This window comes from Marinimicrobium sp. UBA4209, assembly GCF_002381585.1.
GTDB classification, from domain to species: domain Bacteria; phylum Pseudomonadota; class Gammaproteobacteria; order Pseudomonadales; family Cellvibrionaceae; genus Marinimicrobium; species Marinimicrobium koreense.
The window spans coordinates 57,826-79,082 of the sequence record NZ_DFTP01000103.1 but is presented as its reverse complement, the minus strand read 5'-3'; the positions used below and the strand labels follow the sequence as shown (position 1 = coordinate 79,082).

20 protein-coding genes are annotated in these 21,257 nt (G+C 60.9%); 8 read left to right on the top strand and 12 right to left on the bottom strand.

Annotated features, from left to right (window positions below; all coding sequences use genetic code 11):
• Nucleotides 1–169 precede the first annotated feature (169 nt).
• Nucleotides 170–706, bottom strand: coding sequence for a ferritin-like domain-containing protein (locus tag B3187_RS15140; protein WP_286807303.1), 537 nt, complete (start codon nucleotides 704–706; stop codon nucleotides 170–172).
• 265 nt (nucleotides 707–971) lie between these two features.
• Between B3187_RS15140 and B3187_RS15135 the strand changes: the two genes are divergently transcribed.
• The 3 genes from B3187_RS15135 to B3187_RS15125 are packed head-to-tail and all read left to right on the top strand — an operon-like array spanning nucleotide 972 to nucleotide 5,052.
• On the top strand, nucleotides 972–2,252 hold the full coding sequence (locus tag B3187_RS15135; protein ID WP_286807301.1) for a cytochrome c: 1,281 nt from the start codon (nucleotides 972–974) through the stop codon (nucleotides 2,250–2,252).
• 6 nt (nucleotides 2,253–2,258) lie between these two features.
• Nucleotides 2,259–2,753 carry a (2Fe-2S)-binding protein gene (locus tag B3187_RS15130; RefSeq protein ID WP_286807300.1) on the top strand — a complete coding sequence of 165 codons (495 nt, stop codon included), beginning with the start codon at nucleotides 2,259–2,261 and terminating at the stop codon, nucleotides 2,751–2,753.
• Complete coding sequence (locus tag B3187_RS15125; RefSeq protein ID WP_286807299.1) at nucleotides 2,746–5,052, top strand: xanthine dehydrogenase family protein molybdopterin-binding subunit; 2,307 nt, start codon at nucleotides 2,746–2,748, stop codon at nucleotides 5,050–5,052. Before B3187_RS15130 ends, B3187_RS15125 begins: the two co-directional genes overlap by 8 nt.
• Nucleotides 5,053–5,339: 287 nt before the next feature.
• On the opposite strand, the gene B3187_RS15120 is transcribed toward B3187_RS15125, so the two are convergent.
• Nucleotides 5,340–5,936 carry a nucleotidyltransferase family protein gene (locus B3187_RS15120; protein WP_286807298.1) on the bottom strand — a complete coding sequence of 199 codons (597 nt, stop codon included), beginning with the start codon at nucleotides 5,934–5,936 and terminating at the stop codon, nucleotides 5,340–5,342.
• Nucleotides 5,926–6,894, bottom strand: coding sequence for an XdhC family protein (locus tag B3187_RS15115; RefSeq protein ID WP_286807297.1), 969 nt, complete (start codon nucleotides 6,892–6,894; stop codon nucleotides 5,926–5,928). The genes B3187_RS15120 and B3187_RS15115 overlap by 11 nt, the downstream gene beginning before the upstream one ends.
• 131 nt (nucleotides 6,895–7,025) lie before the next feature.
• On the opposite strand from B3187_RS15115, the gene B3187_RS15110 reads away from it, so the two are divergent.
• The gene (locus B3187_RS15110) at nucleotides 7,026–7,937 is read left to right on the top strand and encodes a histone deacetylase family protein (RefSeq protein ID WP_286807296.1); all 912 of its coding nucleotides are present in this window, start codon (nucleotides 7,026–7,028) and stop codon (nucleotides 7,935–7,937) included.
• Nucleotides 7,938–8,147: 210 nt separating this feature from the next.
• Complete coding sequence (locus tag B3187_RS15105; protein ID WP_286807295.1) at nucleotides 8,148–9,113, top strand: pectinesterase family protein; 966 nt, start codon at nucleotides 8,148–8,150, stop codon at nucleotides 9,111–9,113.
• A 21-nt stretch (nucleotides 9,114–9,134) separates the two neighbouring features.
• On the opposite strand, the gene B3187_RS15100 is transcribed toward B3187_RS15105, so the two are convergent.
• From B3187_RS15100 to senB, 5 genes are all read right to left on the bottom strand, one after another.
• The gene (locus B3187_RS15100; protein ID WP_286807294.1) at nucleotides 9,135–10,058 is read right to left on the bottom strand and encodes a metal ABC transporter permease; all 924 of its coding nucleotides are present in this window, start codon (nucleotides 10,056–10,058) and stop codon (nucleotides 9,135–9,137) included.
• Nucleotides 10,055–11,266, bottom strand: a complete 1,212-nt coding sequence (locus tag B3187_RS15095) for a metal ABC transporter permease (protein ID WP_286807293.1) — start codon at nucleotides 11,264–11,266, stop codon at nucleotides 10,055–10,057. The genes B3187_RS15100 and B3187_RS15095 overlap by 4 nt, the downstream gene beginning before the upstream one ends.
• Nucleotides 11,263–12,057 carry a metal ABC transporter ATP-binding protein gene (locus tag B3187_RS15090; protein ID WP_123638228.1) on the bottom strand — a complete coding sequence of 265 codons (795 nt, stop codon included), beginning with the start codon at nucleotides 12,055–12,057 and terminating at the stop codon, nucleotides 11,263–11,265. Before B3187_RS15090 ends, B3187_RS15095 begins: the two co-directional genes overlap by 4 nt.
• Nucleotides 12,054–13,031 carry a metal ABC transporter solute-binding protein, Zn/Mn family gene (locus B3187_RS15085; RefSeq protein WP_286807292.1) on the bottom strand — a complete coding sequence of 326 codons (978 nt, stop codon included), beginning with the start codon at nucleotides 13,029–13,031 and terminating at the stop codon, nucleotides 12,054–12,056. Before B3187_RS15085 ends, B3187_RS15090 begins: the two co-directional genes overlap by 4 nt.
• 89 nt (nucleotides 13,032–13,120) lie before the next feature.
• Nucleotides 13,121–14,161, bottom strand: a complete 1,041-nt coding sequence (gene senB, locus B3187_RS15080) for a selenoneine biosynthesis selenosugar synthase SenB (protein ID WP_286807291.1) — start codon at nucleotides 14,159–14,161, stop codon at nucleotides 13,121–13,123.
• A gap of 180 nt (nucleotides 14,162–14,341) precedes the next feature.
• Here senB and B3187_RS15075 point away from each other — a divergent pair, with 180 nt between their 5' ends.
• Genes B3187_RS15075 through B3187_RS15065 form a run of 3 tightly spaced genes read left to right on the top strand, consistent with a single transcriptional unit; the run spans nucleotide 14,342 to nucleotide 17,356 of the window.
• Nucleotides 14,342–15,211: a putative selenate ABC transporter substrate-binding protein gene (locus B3187_RS15075; RefSeq protein WP_286807289.1), complete on the top strand. Its 870-nt coding sequence runs from the start codon at nucleotides 14,342–14,344 to the stop codon at nucleotides 15,209–15,211.
• On the top strand, nucleotides 15,211–15,864 hold the full coding sequence (locus tag B3187_RS15070; RefSeq protein ID WP_286807288.1) for an ATP-binding cassette domain-containing protein: 654 nt from the start codon (nucleotides 15,211–15,213) through the stop codon (nucleotides 15,862–15,864). Before B3187_RS15075 ends, B3187_RS15070 begins: the two co-directional genes overlap by 1 nt.
• A 19-nt stretch (nucleotides 15,865–15,883) precedes the next feature.
• The gene (locus tag B3187_RS15065) at nucleotides 15,884–17,356 is read left to right on the top strand and encodes a PhnE/PtxC family ABC transporter permease (RefSeq protein WP_286807287.1); all 1,473 of its coding nucleotides are present in this window, start codon (nucleotides 15,884–15,886) and stop codon (nucleotides 17,354–17,356) included.
• A gap of 14 nt (nucleotides 17,357–17,370) precedes the next feature.
• On the opposite strand, the gene B3187_RS15060 is transcribed toward B3187_RS15065, so the two are convergent.
• The 4 genes from B3187_RS15060 to narH form a co-directional block, all read right to left on the bottom strand.
• Nucleotides 17,371–18,138: a peptidylprolyl isomerase gene (locus B3187_RS15060; RefSeq protein WP_286807286.1), complete on the bottom strand. Its 768-nt coding sequence runs from the start codon at nucleotides 18,136–18,138 to the stop codon at nucleotides 17,371–17,373.
• 151 nt (nucleotides 18,139–18,289) lie between these two features.
• Complete coding sequence (gene narI, locus B3187_RS15055) at nucleotides 18,290–18,985, bottom strand: respiratory nitrate reductase subunit gamma (protein ID WP_286807284.1); 696 nt, start codon at nucleotides 18,983–18,985, stop codon at nucleotides 18,290–18,292.
• Nucleotides 18,985–19,710: a nitrate reductase molybdenum cofactor assembly chaperone gene (gene narJ, locus B3187_RS15050; protein WP_286807283.1), complete on the bottom strand. Its 726-nt coding sequence runs from the start codon at nucleotides 19,708–19,710 to the stop codon at nucleotides 18,985–18,987. The genes narI and narJ overlap by 1 nt, the downstream gene beginning before the upstream one ends.
• Nucleotides 19,711–19,721: 11 nt before the next feature.
• On the bottom strand, nucleotides 19,722–21,254 hold the full coding sequence (gene narH / locus B3187_RS15045) for a nitrate reductase subunit beta (protein ID WP_024461195.1): 1,533 nt from the start codon (nucleotides 21,252–21,254) through the stop codon (nucleotides 19,722–19,724).
• Nucleotides 21,255–21,257: the final 3 nt, after the last annotated feature.

Here is a 21,257-nt window from a genome sequence, read left to right as displayed (position 1 = left end):
GCGGATGCGGCCTTCGGCCTTATGCCGCCCTACGCAGGTGTTGTGGCATACGCAGGGTTGTGGCGGATGCGGCCTTTGACCTTATGCCGCCCTACGCGGGTGTTGTGGCATGCGTCGGGCCGATCCACCGTTAGGCACGAGGTTACTTGCCGTCGAGGCCTTCCNNGGGCTAGTTCATGCCGTCCAGCAGGCCAGCCAGATCATCGGCGTGCTCTTCTTCCTGGGCGAGGATGTCTTCAATGATGCGGCGGGAGGTGGGGTCCTGGTCGCCCAGGTAGGCGGCGATTTCCCGGTAGCTGTCGATGGCGATGCGTTCGGCCACCAGGTCTTCCACCACCATTTCGCGCAGGGTGTCGCCTTCCACAAATTCCGCATGTGAGCGGGTCTGCAGCCCTTCCGGGGAAAAGTTCGGTTTGCCGCCCAGTTGCACGATGCGCTCGGCGAGCCAGTCGGCGTGCTGCTCTTCCTGCTGGGCGTGTTCCAGGAACTCCTGGGCCGCCACTTCGGCGCTGATGCCCTCGGCGCGATAGTAGTGGCTCTTGTAGCGCAGGGTGCAGACAATCTCGGTGGCCAGGGCCTCGTTGAGAATCTTTATCACATTATCCCGATTGGCCTTGTAGCCCTCGGTGACAGCCCCCTGCTCAATGTGCTTCCGGGCGCGTTCGCGCAGGGTTTTAACATCGGTCAGAAACGGTTGATCGGTCATAACTACCTCTCTTTCAGAATGGATAGGTTCAGCATAGCAGCTCGGTCAAGCCGGCGTTTCCGAACCACCTACCCTCCTTACGACAACTCTGACCCGGCAGACGTGCCCTGATCGCCGGGGCGCGCAAATCCGTAACCATGGTCTACACTGTAACGATAACAAGCAGCACCGGTAGTACCGTGGTTTCCGGACCTGTCCTCAGCGATACCCCTGCCGCGACTGGCGCTCCCCGCGCTGAGCGGTAGACCAACGAAGGAGATGCAAGGTGATCAAACGCATAGTGGTCGGCATTGTCGGCCTAATCATCCTGGGTTTTATTGTTCTGTTATTGCTCGCGTGGGAGGGCGGTATCGAGCGCCAGTCGCCGCCCTCGGCGGATAGCTTCTCGCAGGAGCAGATTGACCGGGGCCAGGTCATGGCGGGCATCGGCAACTGCCAGAGCTGTCACACCACCGACCCCGATCAGCCCTACGCGGGCGGTCTTGCCTTCGAGACCGAGTTCGGCACCCTGTATTCCACCAATATCACGCCCGACCCGGATACCGGGATCGGCCAGTGGTCCCAGGAGGCGTTCAACCGGGCCATGCGTGAAGGGGTCTCCCGGGACGGCTCGCACCTGTTCCCCGCCTTTCCCTATACCCACTTTGCCAATGTCAGCGACGGGGATCTGGAAGACCTATACGCCTACATGATGACCCGCGAGGCCATCAACGCGGAGCCGCCGGAAAACACCCTGCGCTTCCCGTTCAGCATTCGCATGCTGCAGGCGGGCTGGAAGCTGCTGTACTTTGATGGCGCCACGCTCGAAGAGGATGCCAGCCGCGGAGAGTACCTGGCCGAAGGCCTGGGGCACTGCTCCGCCTGCCATACGCCGCGCAATTCGGTTGGCGCAGAGGCCGACGGGCAAGACTACGAGGGGGCCTTGGTCAACGGCTGGTTCGCGCCGGCGCTGAGCGACAACCACAGCACTCCGGTCGGCTGGACCGAAGACGAGCTGTTCCTGTACCTGCGCAACGGCGTATCCATCTACCACGGTGTCGCCGCCGGCTCCATGGCCGATGTGGTGCATCAGGGGCTGGTTGAGGCCAGCGATGACGATATTCGGGCCCTGGCCCGCTACTTCCATACCGTTGCCGGTGGCAGCGACGCGGCCCAGGCGGGCAACCAGGCCGCCCGGGCGATTCGCACCGCCCAGGAACGCAGCGCCGGCACCCTGAGCCGGGGGGAGGAACTGTTCACCTACGGCTGCGCCAGTTGCCACTACAACAATCCGGATGAGCCCAGCATCATGCGCCCGGACATGAGCCTGAACAGCGCCGTGACCGCCGATGATCCCACCAACCTGATCCGCTTCACGCTGGAGGGCATTTCCGACGAGGCCGGTATTCAGGGCGTCGTGATGCCGGGTTACGCGGACTGGAGCAATGGCGATCTGGTGGCCCTGTTCACATTCCTGCGCGAGACCCACACCGATCGCCCCGCCTGGGACAATCTCGAACAACGTATTCAAGCGCTGCGCGATAACGCCGGCAACGGGAAGGAGTAACAGACCATGAGCACCACATTCACTCTCAACGGGCAAAAGGTCACTCTGGAGGTGACCGACGACACCCCGCTGCTCTGGGGCATTCGCGATGACGCCGGCATGACCGGCACCAAGTTCGGCTGTGGCATCGGCCTGTGCGGCGCCTGCACCGTGTTGGTCAACGGCCGGGCCACCCGCTCCTGCATTACGCCGATCAGCCAGGTGGCCGGGGCCGAGGTCACCACCATCGAAGGGCTGGACGAAAACGGCCAGCACCCCCTGCAGAAAGCCTGGGTGGAAACCCAGACGCCCCAGTGCGGTTACTGCCAGTCCGGGCAGATCATGCAGGCCGCGGCCATGCTCAAGGATTTTCCCAACCCCACCGATGAGCAGATCGACCAGGTGATGAGCGGCAACCTGTGCCGCTGCATGGCCTATGTGCGTATTCGGGAAGCCATCAAAATTGCCGCCACCGAGATGCGCGGCGGTGTCCAGATTCAGGAGGGTGCCTCCAATGAATAAGCTATTTCGCTCCTTGCTCAACCCCGATGTGGGCGCGGTCAATCACGGCCCCAGCCTGAGCCGCCGCGGCTTTCTGATCGGCGCCGCCGGTGCCGGCATCACCCTCGCCTTTTACCGCCCCGGGCTGAGCTTCGCCCAACCGGAAGAGGTAATTGAAAACCAAACCTTTGAGCCCACCATCTGGTATCAGATCGAAAATGACGGGCGCATAATCGTCAACATTGCCGAGGCCGAAATGGGCCAGCATGTGGGCACCGCCCTGGCCCGCATTGTCGCGGATGAACTGGAGGCCGATTGGTCCAAAGTCGAGCTGCATCATGTCGACAGCGATCCCAAATGGGGCCTGATGGTCACCGGTGGCAGTTGGTCGGTGTGGCAGAACTTCATGCCCCTCAGTCGCGCCGGCGCCGCCGGTCGGCAAGTGTTAATTGAAGAGGGCGCCAAACTGCTCGGCGTCAACGCCAGTCAGTGCCGCGCGCGCAACAGCGAAGTGATCGCGGGCAACCGCTCCATCAGCTACGCCGAGATCGTTCAGCGTGGCAACATGTCCCGCTCCTTCAGCGAAGACGAACTGGAAAAAATCCAGGTCAAAAAACCCGAAGACCGCCGCCTGATCGGTCAGGAAGCCCAGGCACTGGATATCCCCGATAAAACCGATGGTTCCAGTGTGTACGGCATCGATGCCACCGTCGAAAACATGGTGTACGGTCGGCCGCTGATTCCGCCCACCCGCTACGGTGCCAAGATCAACAGCATCGACGACAGCGAGGCGAAAAACGTCGAGGGTTACCTGCAGACCATTCAACTGAATGACCCGACCGACACCGTGCCCGGTTGGGCGGTGGTCATTGCCACCTCGTTTTACGCGGCGAGCAAAGCGGCCAGCAAAATCAAAGTGGACTGGACGCCGGGGGAAACCGCCAACGTCAGCGAGCAGGATATTCTCGATCGCGGTTTGGAATTGATTGAGAAAGGCGATGGCGGTGCACTGGTGGTGAATGAAGAAGGCGTGGACGACGCCTTCAGCAACGCCGATTCGGTGCTGGAAGAAGATTACATCGCCCACACCGTTTTGCACTTTCAACTGGAGCCGGTCAACGCCCTCGCCTACCAGAAAGACGGTATCTGGGAAATTCACACCGGCAACCAGTGGCAGTCCCTGATTCTGCCGACGCTGGCCAACGCGCTGGATGTACCGGAAAACAAAGTCATCATGCGTACCTATATGCTCGGCGGTGGTTTTGGTCGCCGGCTCAATGGCGACTACGCGGTGCCCGCCGCTCTGGCCTCAAAAGCGCTGAACCGCCCGGTGAAGCTGGTGTTCACCCGGGAAGACGACGCGCGCTTTGACTCGGTGCGCTCCCCCGCCTACCAGCGGGTGCGCATGGCCTTTGATGCCGAGGGCAACCCCACCGGCATGGAGCACCACGCCACCGCCGGCTGGCCCACACAGGTGATGGTGCCGGGCTTTATGCCCGCGGCCACCAACGGTGCGAAGTACGACCCCTTCGCCATTCAGGGCGCCGCTCACTGGTATTCGGTGGGGGCGCATCGGTTGCGGGCCATTTCCAACGATCTGGCCAATAAAACCTTCCGCCCCGGCTGGCTGCGCTCGGTGGGCTCGGGCTGGGTAAACTGGGCCTTGGAATCCTTTATGGACCAGGCGGCCCGCAAGGCCGGGAAAGACCCGATTGAGTTCCGTCTGGCCCTGCTGAAAGCGGAAGGCAAAAACGCCGGCGAAGCCCCCAACTCGGTGGGCGGCGCCAACCGTCAGGCGAATGTACTGCGCCGGGTGCGGGAAATTTCCGAGTGGGGTCAGGATATGCCAGCAGACACCGGCCTCGGGGTGGCCACCACTTACGGCCAGGAGCGCAACATGCCGACCTGGACGGCTTGTGTCGCCAAGGTGCATGTGGATCGCAATACCGGCAAGGTGACGCTGCAGAAGCTGACGCTGGTGACCGATGCTGGCACGGTGGTGCATCCGGATGGTGCCCGTGCGCAGGTGGAAGGCGCGGCTTTGTGGGGTGCCAGTATGGCGCTGCATGAGGGTACGGTGTTTGAGAAGGGTGAGGTGAAGGATCAGAACCTGAATACTTATTCGCCGATGCGGATTCGCGATGTGCCGGAGATTGAGATGGAGTTTGTGGACAGTACGGAGTTGTCGGTAGGCTTGGGTGAGCCGGCAACCACGGTGGTCGGTCCGGCGATTGGCAACGCGATTTTCGCGGCGGTCGGAGTACGGATGACGGAGATTCCGATTCGACGCGAAGCGGTGTTGGCGGCGTTGAAGGCTTAGCTTACTGACTCTTTAATCCGATAGTCCGGTACGGGAAGGGGGACGTTGTTTCCAGACACGCCGTGAATACATCCATGTAGGCTCGGATCGCGGGTCCCCCGCTCTACGGTCTGGAAACAACGTCCCCCTTCCCGCACCTCAGTGCTTCGAATCCAGTTTGGCAGTACAATGCTTTAGACATCATCGTAGGGTGGATAAGGCCGAAGGCCGTCATCCACCGCTTACCACTGTAATGAAAAAAACCGATGGTGGATGACGCGCTATGCGCTTATCCACCCTACGATAGTTTAAGCCTTTCCCAAGTCACTTGGCCGATCGACGTCCCGCAACACCCCAACATCCGAAACAGGAACCAGATGGCAGCAGCTGTGGTGTTTTCTGATGATGGTGCGGGCACCGAGGTCGCCGTGGAGGTTGGCCAGCTCGGGCCAGAAGTGGCGGCCGAATAGTACCGGGTGGCCCGCATTGCCATCGTAGACCGGGCGGATGATCGTGTCTTCCGTTGCGTGGTTCAACAACTCGCTGAACGCATCCGGTTTGATCCAGGGCATATCACCGAGAAGAACCGCCGCTGCAGTGGCGTCTTTGTTGTTTACCCGTAAGTGGTGAAACGCGGCGGCGATGCTGGTGCCCAGACCGATGGGTTCTTCGGGAGCATAAATGACCGGCTCCGTCCCCAGCCCAAGATCGCGCTCTTCATCGTCGGAGCGGAGTACCACATAAAACGCTTCAAACACTGATCGGGTCATGGCAACCGTTGCCTGAAGTAGTGTCTGGCCTTCCGTGAGCTGGGCCCGGCGTTTGTCCGCGCCGAACCGGGTGGAGTAGCCGGCGGCCATGATCAGGCCGACGACATTGCTAGAGGGGGTGACACTAGAGGGCATGGCGCGGTCGGCCCCGGTGCACTCGGATGATGTCGGCCATGACGGCCAGGGCGATTTCGGCGGGGGTTTTGCTGCCGATGGCCAGGCCGATCGGCATGTGCAGACGCTCGATGTCCGCGTCGTTCAGGCCACCGGAGCGGCGCAGGCGTTCGGCGCGGTTGGCGGAGGTTTTGCGCGAGCCCATGACGCCGATGTAAAACGCCTCGGTGCGCACCGCTTCCATCATCGCCAGGTCGTCGATTCTCGGATCGTGGGTCAGAGCCACTACCGCCGTGGCGGCATGGGCGTGCTGCTCGATGTAGAGCGATGGCAGGACGGCCTCGACATTGACCCCCGGCACGTTAAAGGTGGCTACTTCGTCATCGCGCGGATCGCACACAATCACATCAAATCCCAGTGCCTGGGCAAACTCGGCGCAGGCAGCGGACACCGGGCTGATGCCGGCGATGATCAAGCGCAGCGTGGGGCCGACCCGGATGCGCACGGCCTGTTCATCACGCTCCACTCGCGGACCGAGGGCCGAGCCCTCGACAAAGGTCGATTCACCATTGTCCAGCAGCACCGAGCGGATCAACGATTGCTGACCCCGCATTGCCTCTCGCAACGTCTGAAGATGCGCGCGGTGTTCTTCCGTCGGGGTCAGTCGTTCAATCAGAACGTCGAGCACCCCACCGCAGGGAAGCGTGACCTTTGGGCCGGAGACTTCATCGTTGCCATAGCGGATCTGGGACAACGGCTGATGAAAATCACCGGCGCGCAGTCGGGCCAGAAAGTCTTCCTCGACACAACCACCGGACAGTGAGCCCACGTGTTGACCGTCCGAGCGGGCCACCATCATGGAGCCGGGTTCGCGTGGCGAGGAGCCGAAGGTGGCGAGAACGGTGCACAGCCAGATGGGTTGGTTATTGTCCAGCCATTGTAGGGCCCGTTCGATGACTTGCAGGTCGAGGTGTTGCATGGTTTTTTCGCTTTGTTTCGGGTTTGGTTACAGCATAGCGGAGTTGTGTCGTATTGTCGTGGTTGTGGAGTGTTATTCGCTGGCACCATACTTTAAGATGACTCATTCAATTAACGCATTTTATTCACCCTATGCCCTCATCCCTACCCCTGGTTTATCACCCGGCCTACAGCTTCCCTTTCCCGGAGCGACACCGGTTTCCGATGGCGAAGTTTGGCCTGCTGGCCGAGCACCTGCGCCGCATCGGTCTGCTGCGCCCGGAGAACAGCTTTCGGCCCGGGCCCTGCAAGCCGCTGTGGTTGGAGCAGACCCACTGCCCGGACTACCTGCAGCGCTTTATCTCTCGGGCCCAGTCACCTCGGGAACTTCGGCAGATGAACCTGCCCTGGAGCGAGGGGTTGCTCAAGCGCACGCTGATTGCGCCCTCGGGCACGGTGCTGGCCGCACAGCTGGCACTTCATACCGGCCTGGCCTGCCATCTGGCCGGCGGCACTCACCACGCACACTATGACTACGCCTCGGGCTTCTGCATTCTGAACGATCTGGCGATAGCCGCAAAGGTGCTGATTCGCCAGAGCGGTGTCGGGCGGGTGCTGATTTTTGACTGCGACGTCCATCAGGGGGACGGCACCGCCGCACTGCTGGCGGATGAGCCCCACGCCTTTACCTGTTCGCTGCACTGCGACAATAACTTTCCGTTCGACAAACAGCGCAGTGATCTCGATGTGCCGCTGCCCGATGGCATGGGGGATGAGGATTATCTGCGGGTGGTGATGGACACTCTCGAACAGGTACTTACGGATTTTCAGCCCGATATCGTCCTCTATGATGCGGGGGTAGACGTCTATGCCGGAGACCCGCTCGGGAGGCTGAACATTACGGAGGCGGGCATTCGAGAGCGGGATCGGCGGGTGTTGAGTGAATTGCTTAAGCGGGATATTCCGGTGGCGACGGTGATTGGGGGCGGTTACGATGATGACCGGTTGGCATTGGCGCGGCGCCATGGGATTGTGGTGGAGGAAGCGGCGAAGTTGCGGGGGTGATGTGGTTGGCGGAGAGTCGGTTACGGCGGATGCGGGAAAGTGTGGGAACGGCGGATGCGCCTTCGGCTTATCCGCCCTACGGATAGCATGGCGGTCGGCGTAGGGCGGATAAGCGAAGCGCATCCGCCGTTACCCAAGTGTGAAAAACACCAATGGTTTACAATAATACGTCAAACCAAAAAACAATGAACTGAGAGAGAGAAGTCAACCATGAAGATCGGATACCGTATCGTTGTATTTTTTATGCTATCACTGCTGGCGACCCTGCCTGTGCGGGCGGATATCGTCTATGAGATGACCGTCGCCCCGGACGGCAGCGGTGATTACGACACCATTCAGGCCGCGATCGATAACACCAAAGCCTTTCCCGACAAACGCATCACCATCCACATCAAGAACGGCACTTATCGGGAGAAGGTCCGTGTGTATGAGTGGAACCCGATGGTGTCTCTGATTGGCGAGGACGCCGGCAAGACCATCATCACCTGGGGCGATCACTTCAAGCAGATCGACAAGGGCCGCAATAGCACCTTCCACACCGCCACCCTGCAGGTAGATGGCGATGACTTCCACGGTGAAAATCTGACCATTGAAAATACCGCCGGCCCGGTGGGCCAGGCGGTCGCACTGGCGGTCAATGCCGATCGGGTGAGTTTTTACAACAGCCGCTTTCTCGGCCATCAGGATACGCTCTACCTGACCGGGGAAGGCAAACGGCAGTACTTCCGGAACTGTTATGTCGAAGGCACCACGGATTTTATTTTCGGTCGCGCCACGGCGGTGTTCGACCACTGCCAGATCCACTCGAAAAGTGATTCTTATATCACGGCGGCCTCGACACCGGAGGGCATCTCCCACGGCTTTGTGTTTCTGAACGCAACACTCACCGCCGCCGAGGGTGTAGATGAGGTTTACCTCGGGCGCCCCTGGCGAGACTTTGCCCGCACGGTGTTTATCAACACCGACATGGGGCCACACATCAAGCCCGAGGGCTGGCATAACTGGTCCAAGCCGGACGCGGAGCACACCGTACTTTACGGTGAGTACGACAGCCGCGGACCAGGCGCGCAGCCCGACAAGCGGGTGAAATGGCAAACCACTTTGAGTGACGAACAGGCCGGCGATTACACGCTGGAGACAATTCTCGGTGAGGATGGCTGGTATCGCGCTCGATAAGCCGACGATCCGAAGCGGTGCTTAGGCGTTCGCAAGCACCGCACGGCCGCGTCGCTGCGGGCCCCAGAGGCAGGTCAGCAGCAGAATAAGCCCGGCCACGGTGGCGATCATGCCGGCGGCGCTCAGCGACATATCCAGCCCCAGCGCGATCAGGCCGTAGCCCGCCAACCAGTAGCCCACGACGGCGGATATCAGGGCAAAGAGCTGACTCCAGGCGAGCTGTTTGCCCAGGTGATTGGTCATCAGGCGGGCAGCCGCCGCCGGGCAGATGAACATGGCGATCACGATAATGGAGCCCACCGCTTCAAAGGCCGCGATGGCCGCCACCGCCACCATGGTGACCAGCAGAAGATCCACCAGCGCCGGGCGGGCGCGGATGCTGGCGGCGAATTCCGAATCAAAACTTCCCAGAATCAAGTGACGGCGGAACACCACCACGAACACCAGTACCACCAGTGCCACCACCCCGACACGAGCCAGTTGCGGTGGCAGAGTGGCCAGCGCCGCCGGATCAACCAGGGATGAAAGACCGACGCCTTCAAACCAGATCAGACTCTCCAGATTTCCGTATAGGGCGTGCTGCACATCAATGTGTACGCCGCTGGCCTGACTCACTTCCAGCAACAGCACTCCCAGGGCAAACAGGCTGGTAAAGGTCACCCCCATGGCCGCACTGATTTCCACTCGCCCGAACCGGCGTATGGCGTCGATCATGGCCACCGTCACCAGTGCCGAGACCCCGGCACCCAGCATCATGGCCGTGGAGGCAATGGTGCCGGTAAGCAGAAAGCTGGCCACGATGCCCGGCAGGGCGACGTGACTGATGGCATCGCTGATCAGACTCTGCCGGCGCAATACCAGGAAGTTGCCCAACAGCGCACAGGTCATGCTGATAATGATGGCCACGGTCATGGGCACCAGGCTGAACATCATGAAATCGCTCATGCCCTACCCCCGCTCGCGAGCAACCGCTGTTCAAGCTCATCAATGGCATCCGGCGGCAAGACCCGTGCAATCGGATCCAGACCCGCATGCTCGCGGTGCAGGGCGTCGCCGGGATAGAGCCGGCGGTACAAGGCCCAGAGCCGCTCTTCATGCTCCGCCTCCCGGGCCGCCGCCCGCCCCTGGGCCGTGGCGACCCCATCGCGCCGGATGTGGCCCGCCCGACGTAACAACCGCAACGTGAGGCCATCAAAAATTGGCTCGTTGCGTGACATCGACAGCAGCCCCTGGCGCAAATGAACCCGCCGACGAAACCGCTGGTGGGCGAGCAAAGAGGCGAACACACCGCGACGCGGCGCGGCGAGGAACGACATCAGAAAAATCGCAAACGCCGACAAGACAATCAATGAGCCGGTGGGAAGACTCGCGCGCGCACTCGACAGGGTAACGCCCAGATAAGCCGCCAAGGCGCCCAGCACCGCCGCCAGCGCCACCATGCGCGGCGGCCGGTTGGTCCAGAAGCGAGCACTTACCGGCGGGGTGATGGTGAGTGCCACCACCAGAATCAACCCGGTCACCTTCAGGCCGATGACCACCACCGCCATCAACAACAGCAACAGTAACAGGTCTACCCGCCCGGTATTGACCCCCTGGGTTTGCGCAAACTCCGGATCAAAGCAGACCAACAAAAATTCCCGGCGCAAAATAAAGACCGCCAAGAGCAGCCCGAGCGCACAGGAGGCGATCAGCTTGGCCTCGACGGCCAACATTCCGGCAGTAGAACCCACCAGGTAGCCAGTCAGGCCCGATTGACCGGTGACGTTCATGGATTGAATGACCGTAATGAGGACCACACCGAAGGCAAAAAACGTGGACAGGACCGCCCCAATCGCTGCGTCTTCACCCAGACGGGTGCGGGCGCTGATCCACTGCACCAGCCAGAGTCCTAGGGCGGCACTCAACGCGGCGCCCAATAGCAGTCCGGGCAGCCAGCGACCATCACCCTGAACCGCACCTATCAGTACAAAGGCCATCGCCAACCCGGGGAGGGTGGCATGGGTGATGGCGTCGCTGACCAGGGAGCGTTTGCGCAACAGGACAAACGCACCGATCATGCCCGCCCCGGCGCCCAACAGCATGGCTCCCAGAGTCACCAGCGTGGTGTTATAGCCCGCCGAGAAAATGAGTGCCGGCCACCAGGCGTCCATCATGGCTCCTCCGAGACCGCCGGCACCAACCGCTCCAACTGCACCGGATTGAGGCGCCCGCCATAGGTGGCCTGAAGGTTCTCCGCCGTGAATACCTGATCGACCGGACCGGCGGCCACGCGCCGCACATTGAGCAGCAACACGTCATCGAAGTAATCTCGCACCGTGGACAGGTCGTGGTGAACACACAAGAGGGTTTTCCCCTCTTCGCGCAACTGCTTCAAGACCTCGACAATGGCCCGCTCGGTGGCCGCGTCCACCCCGGCGAAGGGTTCATCGAGAATGGTCAGCGCCGCGTTCTGGACCAGCGCCCGCGCCAGAAAGACCCGCTGCTGCTGACCACCAGACAGTTCACCGATCTGCCGATCCGCGAAGGCTTCCATCCCCACCCGCGTGAGACTTTCCATGGCCTTGTCGGTATGGCTGCGGCGGGTCAGCTGCCACCAGCGCAGTTTGCGAAACAGTCCCATGGTGACCACATCGAGCACGGTGGCCGGGAAGTCCCAATCGACGCTGTTGCGTTGCGGCACGTAGGCAATGTCTTCGGTCATCTGCGCCAGCGGTCGGCCAAAAACCCTTACATCCCCGGTCAGGCTGCGGGTGATACTGAGCGCGGCTTTGAGCAGGGTTGACTTGCCCGCGCCATTGGGGCCAACAATCGCGGTCATACGGCCTGGCTTCAGCAACAGGTCCACGGAGTAAACCACGGGCCGGTGGTCATAACTGACGGTCAGCCCCTGAATCGATAATGGACTGGCGGTCACGGCTTCACTGAGTTGCCCTTTGGCGTTCATTCCCTGGCCCCGGCGTGTTTCAGTTTCCCGAGCCGGCCACAGGACGGGACTTCACCGCCCAACGCACGGGCAATGGTACTGACGTTGTGATCGATCATTCCCAGCCAGGTACCTTCGTAGGTGCCGGCGGGCCCCATGGCATCGGAGTACAGCTCACCGCCAATGCGCACCGAGTGACCGCGCGCGGCGGCGCCCTCAATCAGCGCCCGGACGTTCCGATCCGACACCGATGATTCGACAAAAATCGCCCCGATTTCGCGCTCGACCAACAGATCAACCAGCGCTTCGATTCGCGACAGACCGGCCTCGCTTTCCGTCGAGAAGCCCTGAATCCCCAGCACCTCGAATCCGTAGGCATCCCCAAAGTAGCCGAAGGCATCGTGAGCGGTAACCAACACCCGCTTACCTTCCGGGACGCTGCCCAACACCTGAAGTGCGTAGTCATTGAGTGTTTCCAGCTCGCTCAGATAGGCCTCAGCGCGCTGGTCAAAGTAGGCTTTCTGGTCCGGGCGGAGCTCCACCAATGCGCTGCGCACCGCTTCAACCCCATAGCGCCAGCGACCCGGGTCCATCCAGACGTGTGGATCCGACTGGTTCCGGTATTCTTCATCCGACAGACGCAAGCGCTCGGGCACTCCTTCCGCTACCGCGAAGACCGGACGACGCTGGGCCAGACGTTCCAGGAACTCTTCCAACTGGGCCTCCAGGTAGAGGCCGTTCCAGAAAACGGCATCGGCCCGGCTGAGCGCGGTAATATCGCGGCGGGTCTGGCGGTACAGGTGCGGGTCCACCCCCGGCCCCATCAGCCCTTCGACACGCACGTGATCTCCCCCGACCTCACGCACCACATCCGCCACCATGCCGGTGGTCGCCACCACCTGTAGTCGTGACTCCGCCGCAACGGACAGCATTCCGCCAAACAGGCCGGTGATTAACAGTGCCGCCGAAAGGGCAACACGCTTGGTCAGCGTCACAAAAACTCCTCAGATCGTTCAATCAATAACAACAGACTATTCCTTTCACAGCCATTTGTTAATTTATCATACTTTATAGATACCATAGCTCAGGCAGAGGTGACCCGTTCAATGATCTGCCCCAGAGCGCGCTGCTCCGCCTCGGGCTGAAACAGGGGAGCTCGAGCCATCACCTGGTCCCTGAGCCGGCGCCGCCAGACCGGGTCTCGTTCGATACGCAACAGACACTCCCGCAGGGCGACGGTGTTGCCCATCGGGTAATAGCCCACGTAGTCCTCCCCGAGCAACCCACGGTTGCCGGCAATATCCGACGCAATGATTGGTAACCCGGCGACACAGGCCTCGCTGACCACATTGGCACCGCCCTCCATTCGGGAGCTGATGACCATGGCCCGCGCCCGCCCCATCCACTGCCTGACCCGCCAACGGGGCTGATCCCCCAGCCAGCGATAGCGCGGATTACGTCGCGCCTCGTCTTCGGCGGCCTCGGCCCAGTCCTCCGAGAGCGCACCGCCCAACTGCACGACTCTCAGCCGGGAATCCAGAGGAAGATCCCGCACGGCCATGGCCGCCCGCAGGGAGTCCTTCTCTTCCCGCAGGTGCCCCGCGACAAGAATGTCCACCGTGCGCCGAACCGCTTGAGGGACTCCGGGCGGCAGCGGCTCGGCGGACTGATGCACCACATGCAACTTCGGCCAGTAACGCTCGGGCAGGTCCTCCTCCAGACAGTCGTGCAAGCCGATCAGAGCATCCGCCGCATCCAGGCTGGCGTAAACTGTCTCGGGCTCGCTGACCTGAAACCGGTACACGTCCGTTCCGGTCAGCACCACAACCAGCGGAGAGTCCGGATGGGCCCGCCTCCAGGCAAGGACGGCAGCGTGACTGCGCCAGGCGTGCAGGGCCAGAATCAGGTCCGGCGCACGGCCTGTCGGCGCATCCTCCGACAAATGAATCGAGACCCGATAGCCCAGGGGCCTCAACAATCCAGCCCAGCGGCTCGCCGTCGCACGGTTGCCGGCCCTGGAGCCCGGCGCCGCGGGCGTAATCAATGCGATGTGCCCCCGTTGTTTCACCATCACCACCTTTTGAACGATTTGCTGGCCGAAGATTAACACGACAGTCCAGCGCATATTCCGTTCATACGCCGCCGCGTGCGCCTCGGACGCGTCTGTTTACCCGGTATTCACGTATCGCGTAGTGGATCGGCCGGCACACTATACTCATCAGAGCACCCCGGACAGATCATCGGGATTCCGGTACCATACCGATTGAATGCCCATTCAGTTTTACTCACACCAGAGGATTTGACCATGTTAGGACGCAACCTCCTTCGCTTTGCCTTCACCGCTGTGGTGCTGGGCTTGACCTCCTTGGGTGCCAGTGCCCAGACCTTTGTGTTCACCGCCATTCCCGATGAAGATGAAACCCGGCTTCAGGAGCGATTTCAGGCCGTGGCGGACTATCTGGAAGAGGAGCTTGGGGTCGACGTGCGCTTTGTACCGGTCAAGTCTTACGCGGCAGCCGTGAGCGCCTTCCGCAACGACCAAGTACAACTGGCCTGGTTCGGTGCGCTTTCCGGGGTCCAGGCCCGGGAACGGGTACCCGGCTCCCAGGCTTTAGCCCAAGGGACCGAAGATCAGGCGTTTTACACCTATATTGTGGCCCACAAAAGCACCGGGCTTGAGCCCAACTCTGGGCTGACCGAGGCCATGCGGGGCATGACCTTCACCTTTGGCTCCAAAGGCTCCACCTCAGGCCGTCTGGTGCCCGAGTATTATATTCGCGAGGCCTTTGGTGAGGCGCCCGATGAGGTGTTCTCACGGGTCGGCTACAGCGGCAACCACAGTCGCACCGCATCCATGGTGGCCTCCGGCGCCTATCAACTGGGCGCGGTGAATTACACCGTGTGGGAAACCGAAATTGAAGCCGGCAATGTCGATCCGGACGAGGCTTTCGTGGTGTATAAAACCCCCAGCTACCCCAACTACCAGTGGAGCATTCGCGGTGACGTGGATGAGCGCTTTGGCGAAGGTTTTACCGAGAAAGTGCGAGCGGCGCTGATTGGCATGGACGACCCGGCGATGCTGGAAAGCTTCCCCCGCTCCGCGTTCGTGCCCGCGAGTAATGACAATTACGCGGTCATCCGTGACGTGGCCAAAGAAATCGGTCTGCTGGACTGATGACGGCGCTGTCCCTGACCGATGTGGTCGCCGACTACGGCGACCTGCGCGTACTCGGCCCTCTCAGCCTTGATGTGGTGCGCGGTCAGACTGTGGCCCTGGTGGGCAAGAGCGGCGCGGGCAAGTCCACTCTGCTTAGTCTGATGTACCAGCAGTGGCGCCCCCTGGGCGCGGCGTTGATGCCCCAGGACCTCGGGCTGGTTCCGGCCCTGAGCGTGTTTCACAACGTCTATATGGGCGGGCTGAAGCGGCACTCCACGACCCACAACCTGTTGTCTCTGCTACGCCCGTTCAAGCGGGATATCGAGCAGATCCGCCCGATCCTGGAAACCCTCGACATCGACCACAAATGCTGGACCGCAACCGGGGAGCTTTCCGGTGGTCAGCGCCAGCGCGTGGCGGCGGCGCGGGTCATTCACCAGAAAGGTGAAATCCTGTTGGCGGATGAGCCGGCGTCGGCCCTCGATGGCCCCATGGTGGAACGGGTCCTGGCGGCACTCACCGACGCCTACCCCACGTCAGTGCTCGCCATGCACGATGTCGAACTGGCCCTGCACTTTGCCGATCGGGTGGTGGGTATCGCCGACGGCGGCATTGCCCTGGACGAACCCCGCGATCGTCTGCAGGCCAGTGACCTGCTGACGCTGTACTGAGTCGGGTAACGGGCTGTTTATGTGGCGATCCGCAAGTGTAAGAACCAGTCTGGCTTTTGTCGCGCTGGCCCTGGCCTGTCTGTTTGTCGCCGACCTGGGCATCAGCGCCCACGATCCCTGGGGTGAGTTGGACCGACTGTTTTCCGGGCTGATTCGCCCCGACTTCACCCAGACTGATTACCTCGGCGAGGCGCTGGTCCGAACCCTCGCCTTTGCTTTTGTCGGCGTGGGGCTGGGCGCGACCGCCGGGCTGCTGTTGGCTCTGGTATTTAGCTCAAAAATCGTGCGCACTTTTTGCGCCTTTATTCGGGCCATTCACGAACTTTTCTGGGCGCTGATCTTTCTGCAGTTTTTCGGCCTGCATCCGCTGACCGGGGTGCTCGCCATTGCCATTCCCTATGCGGGCGTATTCGGCAAGGTCTACGCCGAAATACTGGAGGAAACTGACCCGCTACCGCACACCACCCTGCCCTTCGGCACGGGATCGGTCGTCGCCCTGGTGTACACCCGGTTCAGCCAGGCCTGGCCCCATCTGGTCACCTACACCGCCTACCGCCTGGAATGCGGCATCCGCTCCAGTGCGGTGCTGGGTTTTGTGGGCATGCCGACGCTGGGCTTCTATCTGGAATCGGCGTTTGCCCAGGGGCACTACGCCGTGGTGGGCGCGCTACTGTTACTGTTCTATGTGCTGATCAGCACCCTGCGCCTGTGGGCCCGTCCGAAACTGATTCCCCTGTATCTGATCGCCGCACCGTTTCTGCTCGGCAGCGGCCTGCCGATTCGCTGGCAAAACGTCACCCGTTTTTTCACCGAGGACATAGTGCCCGCGCCCCTGCACAACGGTGAGGGGCTGGAGGGATTGTGGCTTTGGCTGGCGGAACTGTTCAGCACCCAGGCACTGCCGGGTATCTGGAATACTCTGGTGCTCACCCAGATTGCCCTGGTACTGACCGGCATTCTGACATTGCTGTTGTATCCACTCGCCTCACGGCACTTTACCAATCGCCTGACCGGCCCCGTCGGCCATACGGTGCTGGTGGTGCTGCGCTCGACCCCGGAATATCTGCTGGCGTTTATTCTGTTGCAGCTCTGGGGCCCCTCCATGCTGCCGGCGGTGATCGCCCTGGCGGTGCATAACAGCGGTATCATTGGCCACCTGATCGGCCGGCGCACCAACGAAATCACCCTGCGCCCGGACGCCCCCCGAGGGGTCGAGCGCTACGGCTATGAACTGACGCCACGGATTTATGGCCCCTTCCTGGCATTCCTGTTTTACCGCTGGGAAATCATCATGCGCGAGACCGCCATTCTCGGGATTCTGGGTATTGCGACTCTCGGCTTTTATGTGGACAGCGCGATTCAGGAAATTCGCTTCGACCGGGCGATGGTGTTGATTTTGATTACCGCGTTGTTGAACATCGGGGTGGATATTTTGGCCCGGTGGTTGCGAGCGCGGTTGCGGTTAAGGCATACCGCGCAGAGTGAGCCTTGAGGTTTGCACCCGACCTACTGCATCAACGGCGAACCATCCACCTGGAAATCGTATCCCTCGATCTCCGCCTCCGCGATCAATACCTGAATGTACTGGGCAATCGCCTTGCGCCGGACTTTTTCATTCAGATACTCGGCGATCTTTTCCCGGGCCTGATCAAAGGTCAACGGTTTTCCCGGAATCTTGCGCTCGATGTACACCAGGTGAAACCCGTAGCGGGATTCCACCGGGCGGGGCATCAGGCCCGGCTCGGCGACGAACACCTGACGTTCGAACTCCGGAACGGTCTGGCCTTTGCTGAGCTGACCGAGGCTGCCACCGGTTTCTTTCGAGGGGCAGGAAGATTCCCGCTTGGCCAGTTTGCCAAAATCGGCACCGCCCTTGAGGATATCCAATAGGGCATCGGCGCGCATTTTGGCTTCGGCCCGTCCGGCGTCGTCTTCTTTCGGCACTGCCAGCAGAATGTGCTTTACCTCCAGCAGTGGCGAGGTTTCGAATTTGCCCGGGTTGGCCTCGAAATATTGCCGGCAATCTTCCTCTGAAGCATCGGGTATGGCCACTTCCTGCTCGATCAGGGCTTCGATGAAATCTTCATCGGAGCTTTCCACGGTGTCATCACTGACCGGAATGCCGAGCGTTTTGGCGCGCTGTCGAAACAGCTCACCGATGATCAGGGATTCGGCCGCTTTGAACATGGCCTCCCGCCGGGATTCCGCCGGGTGGTATTGCATTTCCGCGAGGACTTTGTCTTCGGGGATTTGGGTTTGGTTGACGGTGATCATGGTGTGAGTCCGTTTTAAGGTGGAGTCGGGGTTTTGGGTTTGGTAGAAAGATCGCGTTTGGGTTACGGCCGAGCGCAGCGGTATAGACCCGCGTAGGGCGGATCGGTCCGACGCATCGGAGCGAAGCGCATCCGCCGTAACCACACGTGATCTACATCGACGCTCTCGCCCGACGGCGAACCACCTGATAATTCCGGCCCAAATACTTCACCGGCACACTCAACAGATGCACCAGACGGGTAAAGGGGAACAACAGGAAGATGGTCAGCCCCAACACCAGGTGCGCTTTGAAGATCCAGTGCACACCGACAATGTATTCCGCACCACTCAACCCGCGCAGCAGGAAGACGCTCTGAGCCCAGTGCATCAGTTGCAGCATTACCGCGCCGTCCAGATGACCAACGGAGATGAAGATGGAAGCCAGGCCGAGCAACAACTGCGCCAACAGCAGGAACAACACCACGATATCCATGGGCTTGCTGTTGGGACGGATGCGCGGATGGAACAGGCGGCGCAGCGTCAATACCACCAGACCGAACAGACACAGCACCCCGAACAGGCCACCGGCCACCACGGCCAGGATCTGCTTGGCGCTGGCACTCACGCCCAACAGGTGCCACACCTCCACCGGGGTCAACAGCCCCACCAGATGACCAAAGAAAATGCCGATGATCCCGATGTGAAACGGAATGCTACCGATGCGCAGCCACTTCTTCTCCAGCAACTGACTGGAGCTGGCCTTCCAGGTGTACTGCTCCCGGTCGTACCGGATCCAGGTACCGATAAACATCACCGCCAGCGCAATATAGGGGTAGATGCCAAACGCGAATAGATGAAAAGTGGACATCATGCCTCCTGACGATTTTTTACTGGTTGAGGTTCCATCAGGTTCAGTATCTGCTCCTGATCCCGACGCTGGCCGGACTCCGGCCGGTATTGAACATTGCAGCCTTCGGCCTGGGCGTCCGGGCCGAAGCTCACGGCTTCTTCTTCCCACACCTTGTCCAACGCCTCGGGGGTATCATCGCGGGCTTCACCGGCCACCTGCTCCCGGATCTGCTCGATGTTGACCCGATCGCCACACCAGTGCAGCAGCGCTTCAAACAGCGCCGCGTAGTTGGACTCACGCTCCTTCAATCGAGCGGCGAGCAGGCCGAGAATATGCTCCACCTCCTGCAGTCCCGCGCGCGCGTTGTCCGGCCCCTGAGTGGACAGAAACTCCAGGTATAGAGGCAGATAGTCCGGCAGTTCGTTGGCGTCGATGGCCAGTCCCGCCTGCTGGTACTGGTTCATCAGGTCCACCATGGCTTGACCGCGATCCCGGGATTCGCCATGCACATGCTCGAACAACAGTAGCGACAGGGAACGACCGCGCTCAAACAGCGCATCGTACTCGGACTGCCAGTCCATCAGGTCACCACTGGTGCGCTGCTCGACAAAGGCCAACAGCGCATCGCGCTGCTTGCCCTTGAGGTTCATACTGGCGACCAGAGCTTTGAGCTCGTCTTGAGCTTCCATCAACTCTGCCGTGGGGTACTCCATCAGCAGAGAAATAACGCGTAAACTTTTCATCGGTCTTTCTCCTAATCCTGCAGGATGGCAGGAATGATCTGGCGAACCCCGGCGCGATTGCCGCCGAACAGGCTGGTTTCGCTGGTGCCGTCCGCACAGCCATTACCGAAACTGAAACCGCAGTCGCCTTTCATGTCGTAGGCGTCTTCGGCGTAGGCCCGGTGACTGGTGGGAATCACGAAGCGATCTTCATAGTTGGCAATGGCCATATAGCGGTACATGTCTTCCACCTGGGCCACACTCAGACCGACCTGCTTGAGCACCTCGAGATCTTCCACGCCGTCCACATGCTGGGAGCGCTTGTAGGCGCGCATGGCGATCATCCGCTCCAGCGCTTCCACTACCGGCTGTTCTTCCCCGGCGGTGAGCAGGTTGGCCAGGTAACGAATCGGAATCCGCAGGGATTTCAGGTCGGGAATTTCGCCATTCATGCCCACATGGCCCGCTTCGGCCGCACTCTGAATCGGTGACAGCGGCGGCACGTACCAGACCATGGGCAGGGTGCGGTATTCCGGGTGCAACGGCAGCGCCACTTTCCACTCAACCGCCATTTTGTAGGTGGGCGAGTTCTGAGCGGCGTCGATCCAGCCCTGGGGAATACCTTCGGCCTGAGCCGCGGCAATCACCGCCGGGTCGTTCGGGTCCAGGAAGATGTCCAGTTGCGCCTGGTACAGGTCCGCCTCGTTGGCCACACTGGCCGCCTCTTCGATGCGGTCCGCGTCGTACAGCAGCACACCCAGGTAGCGGATGCGACCCACGCAGGTTTCCGAGCAGACGGTGGGCTGACCCACTTCAATACGCGGATAGCAGAAGGTACATTTCTCGGACTTACCGCTCTTCCAGTTGTAGTAAATTTTCTTGTACGGACAGGCCGAGACACACATGCGCCAGCCACGACACTTATCCTGATCAATGAGCACAATGCCGTCTTCCTCGCGCTTGTAGATCGCACCCGAGGGACAAGAAGAAACACAGGCCGGGTTCAGGCAGTGCTCGCACAACCGGGGCAGGTACATCATGAAGGTATTTTCAAACTGCCCGTAGATATCGGCCTGTACCTGATCGAAGTTCACGTCCTTACGACGCTTTTCAAACTCGGTGCCGAGAATCTCCTCCCAGTTCGGACCCCACTCGATTTTCTCCATCCGCTGACCGGACACCAGCGAGCGCGGACGCGCGGTCGGCTGGTGCTTTTTATCACCGGCGGTGTGCAGGGTCTGATAGTCAAAATCGAACGGCTCGTAATAGTCGTCAATTTCCGGCAGATCTGGGTTGGCGAACAGGTTCGCCAGTACCCGCAGCTTGCCGCCGATACGCGGCTTGATCTTGCCTTTCTTGTCGCGTTTCCAGCCACCGTTCCACTTGTTCTGGTTTTCCCACTCTTTGGGATAGCCGACCCCGGGCTTGGTTTCGACGTTGTTAAACCAGGCGTACTCGACACCTTCGCGCGAGGTCCAGACGTTTTTGCAGGTCACTGAACAGGTGTGGCAACCAATGCACTTGTCCAGGTTCAGCACCATGCCGATTTGGGCTCTTACTTTCATTGC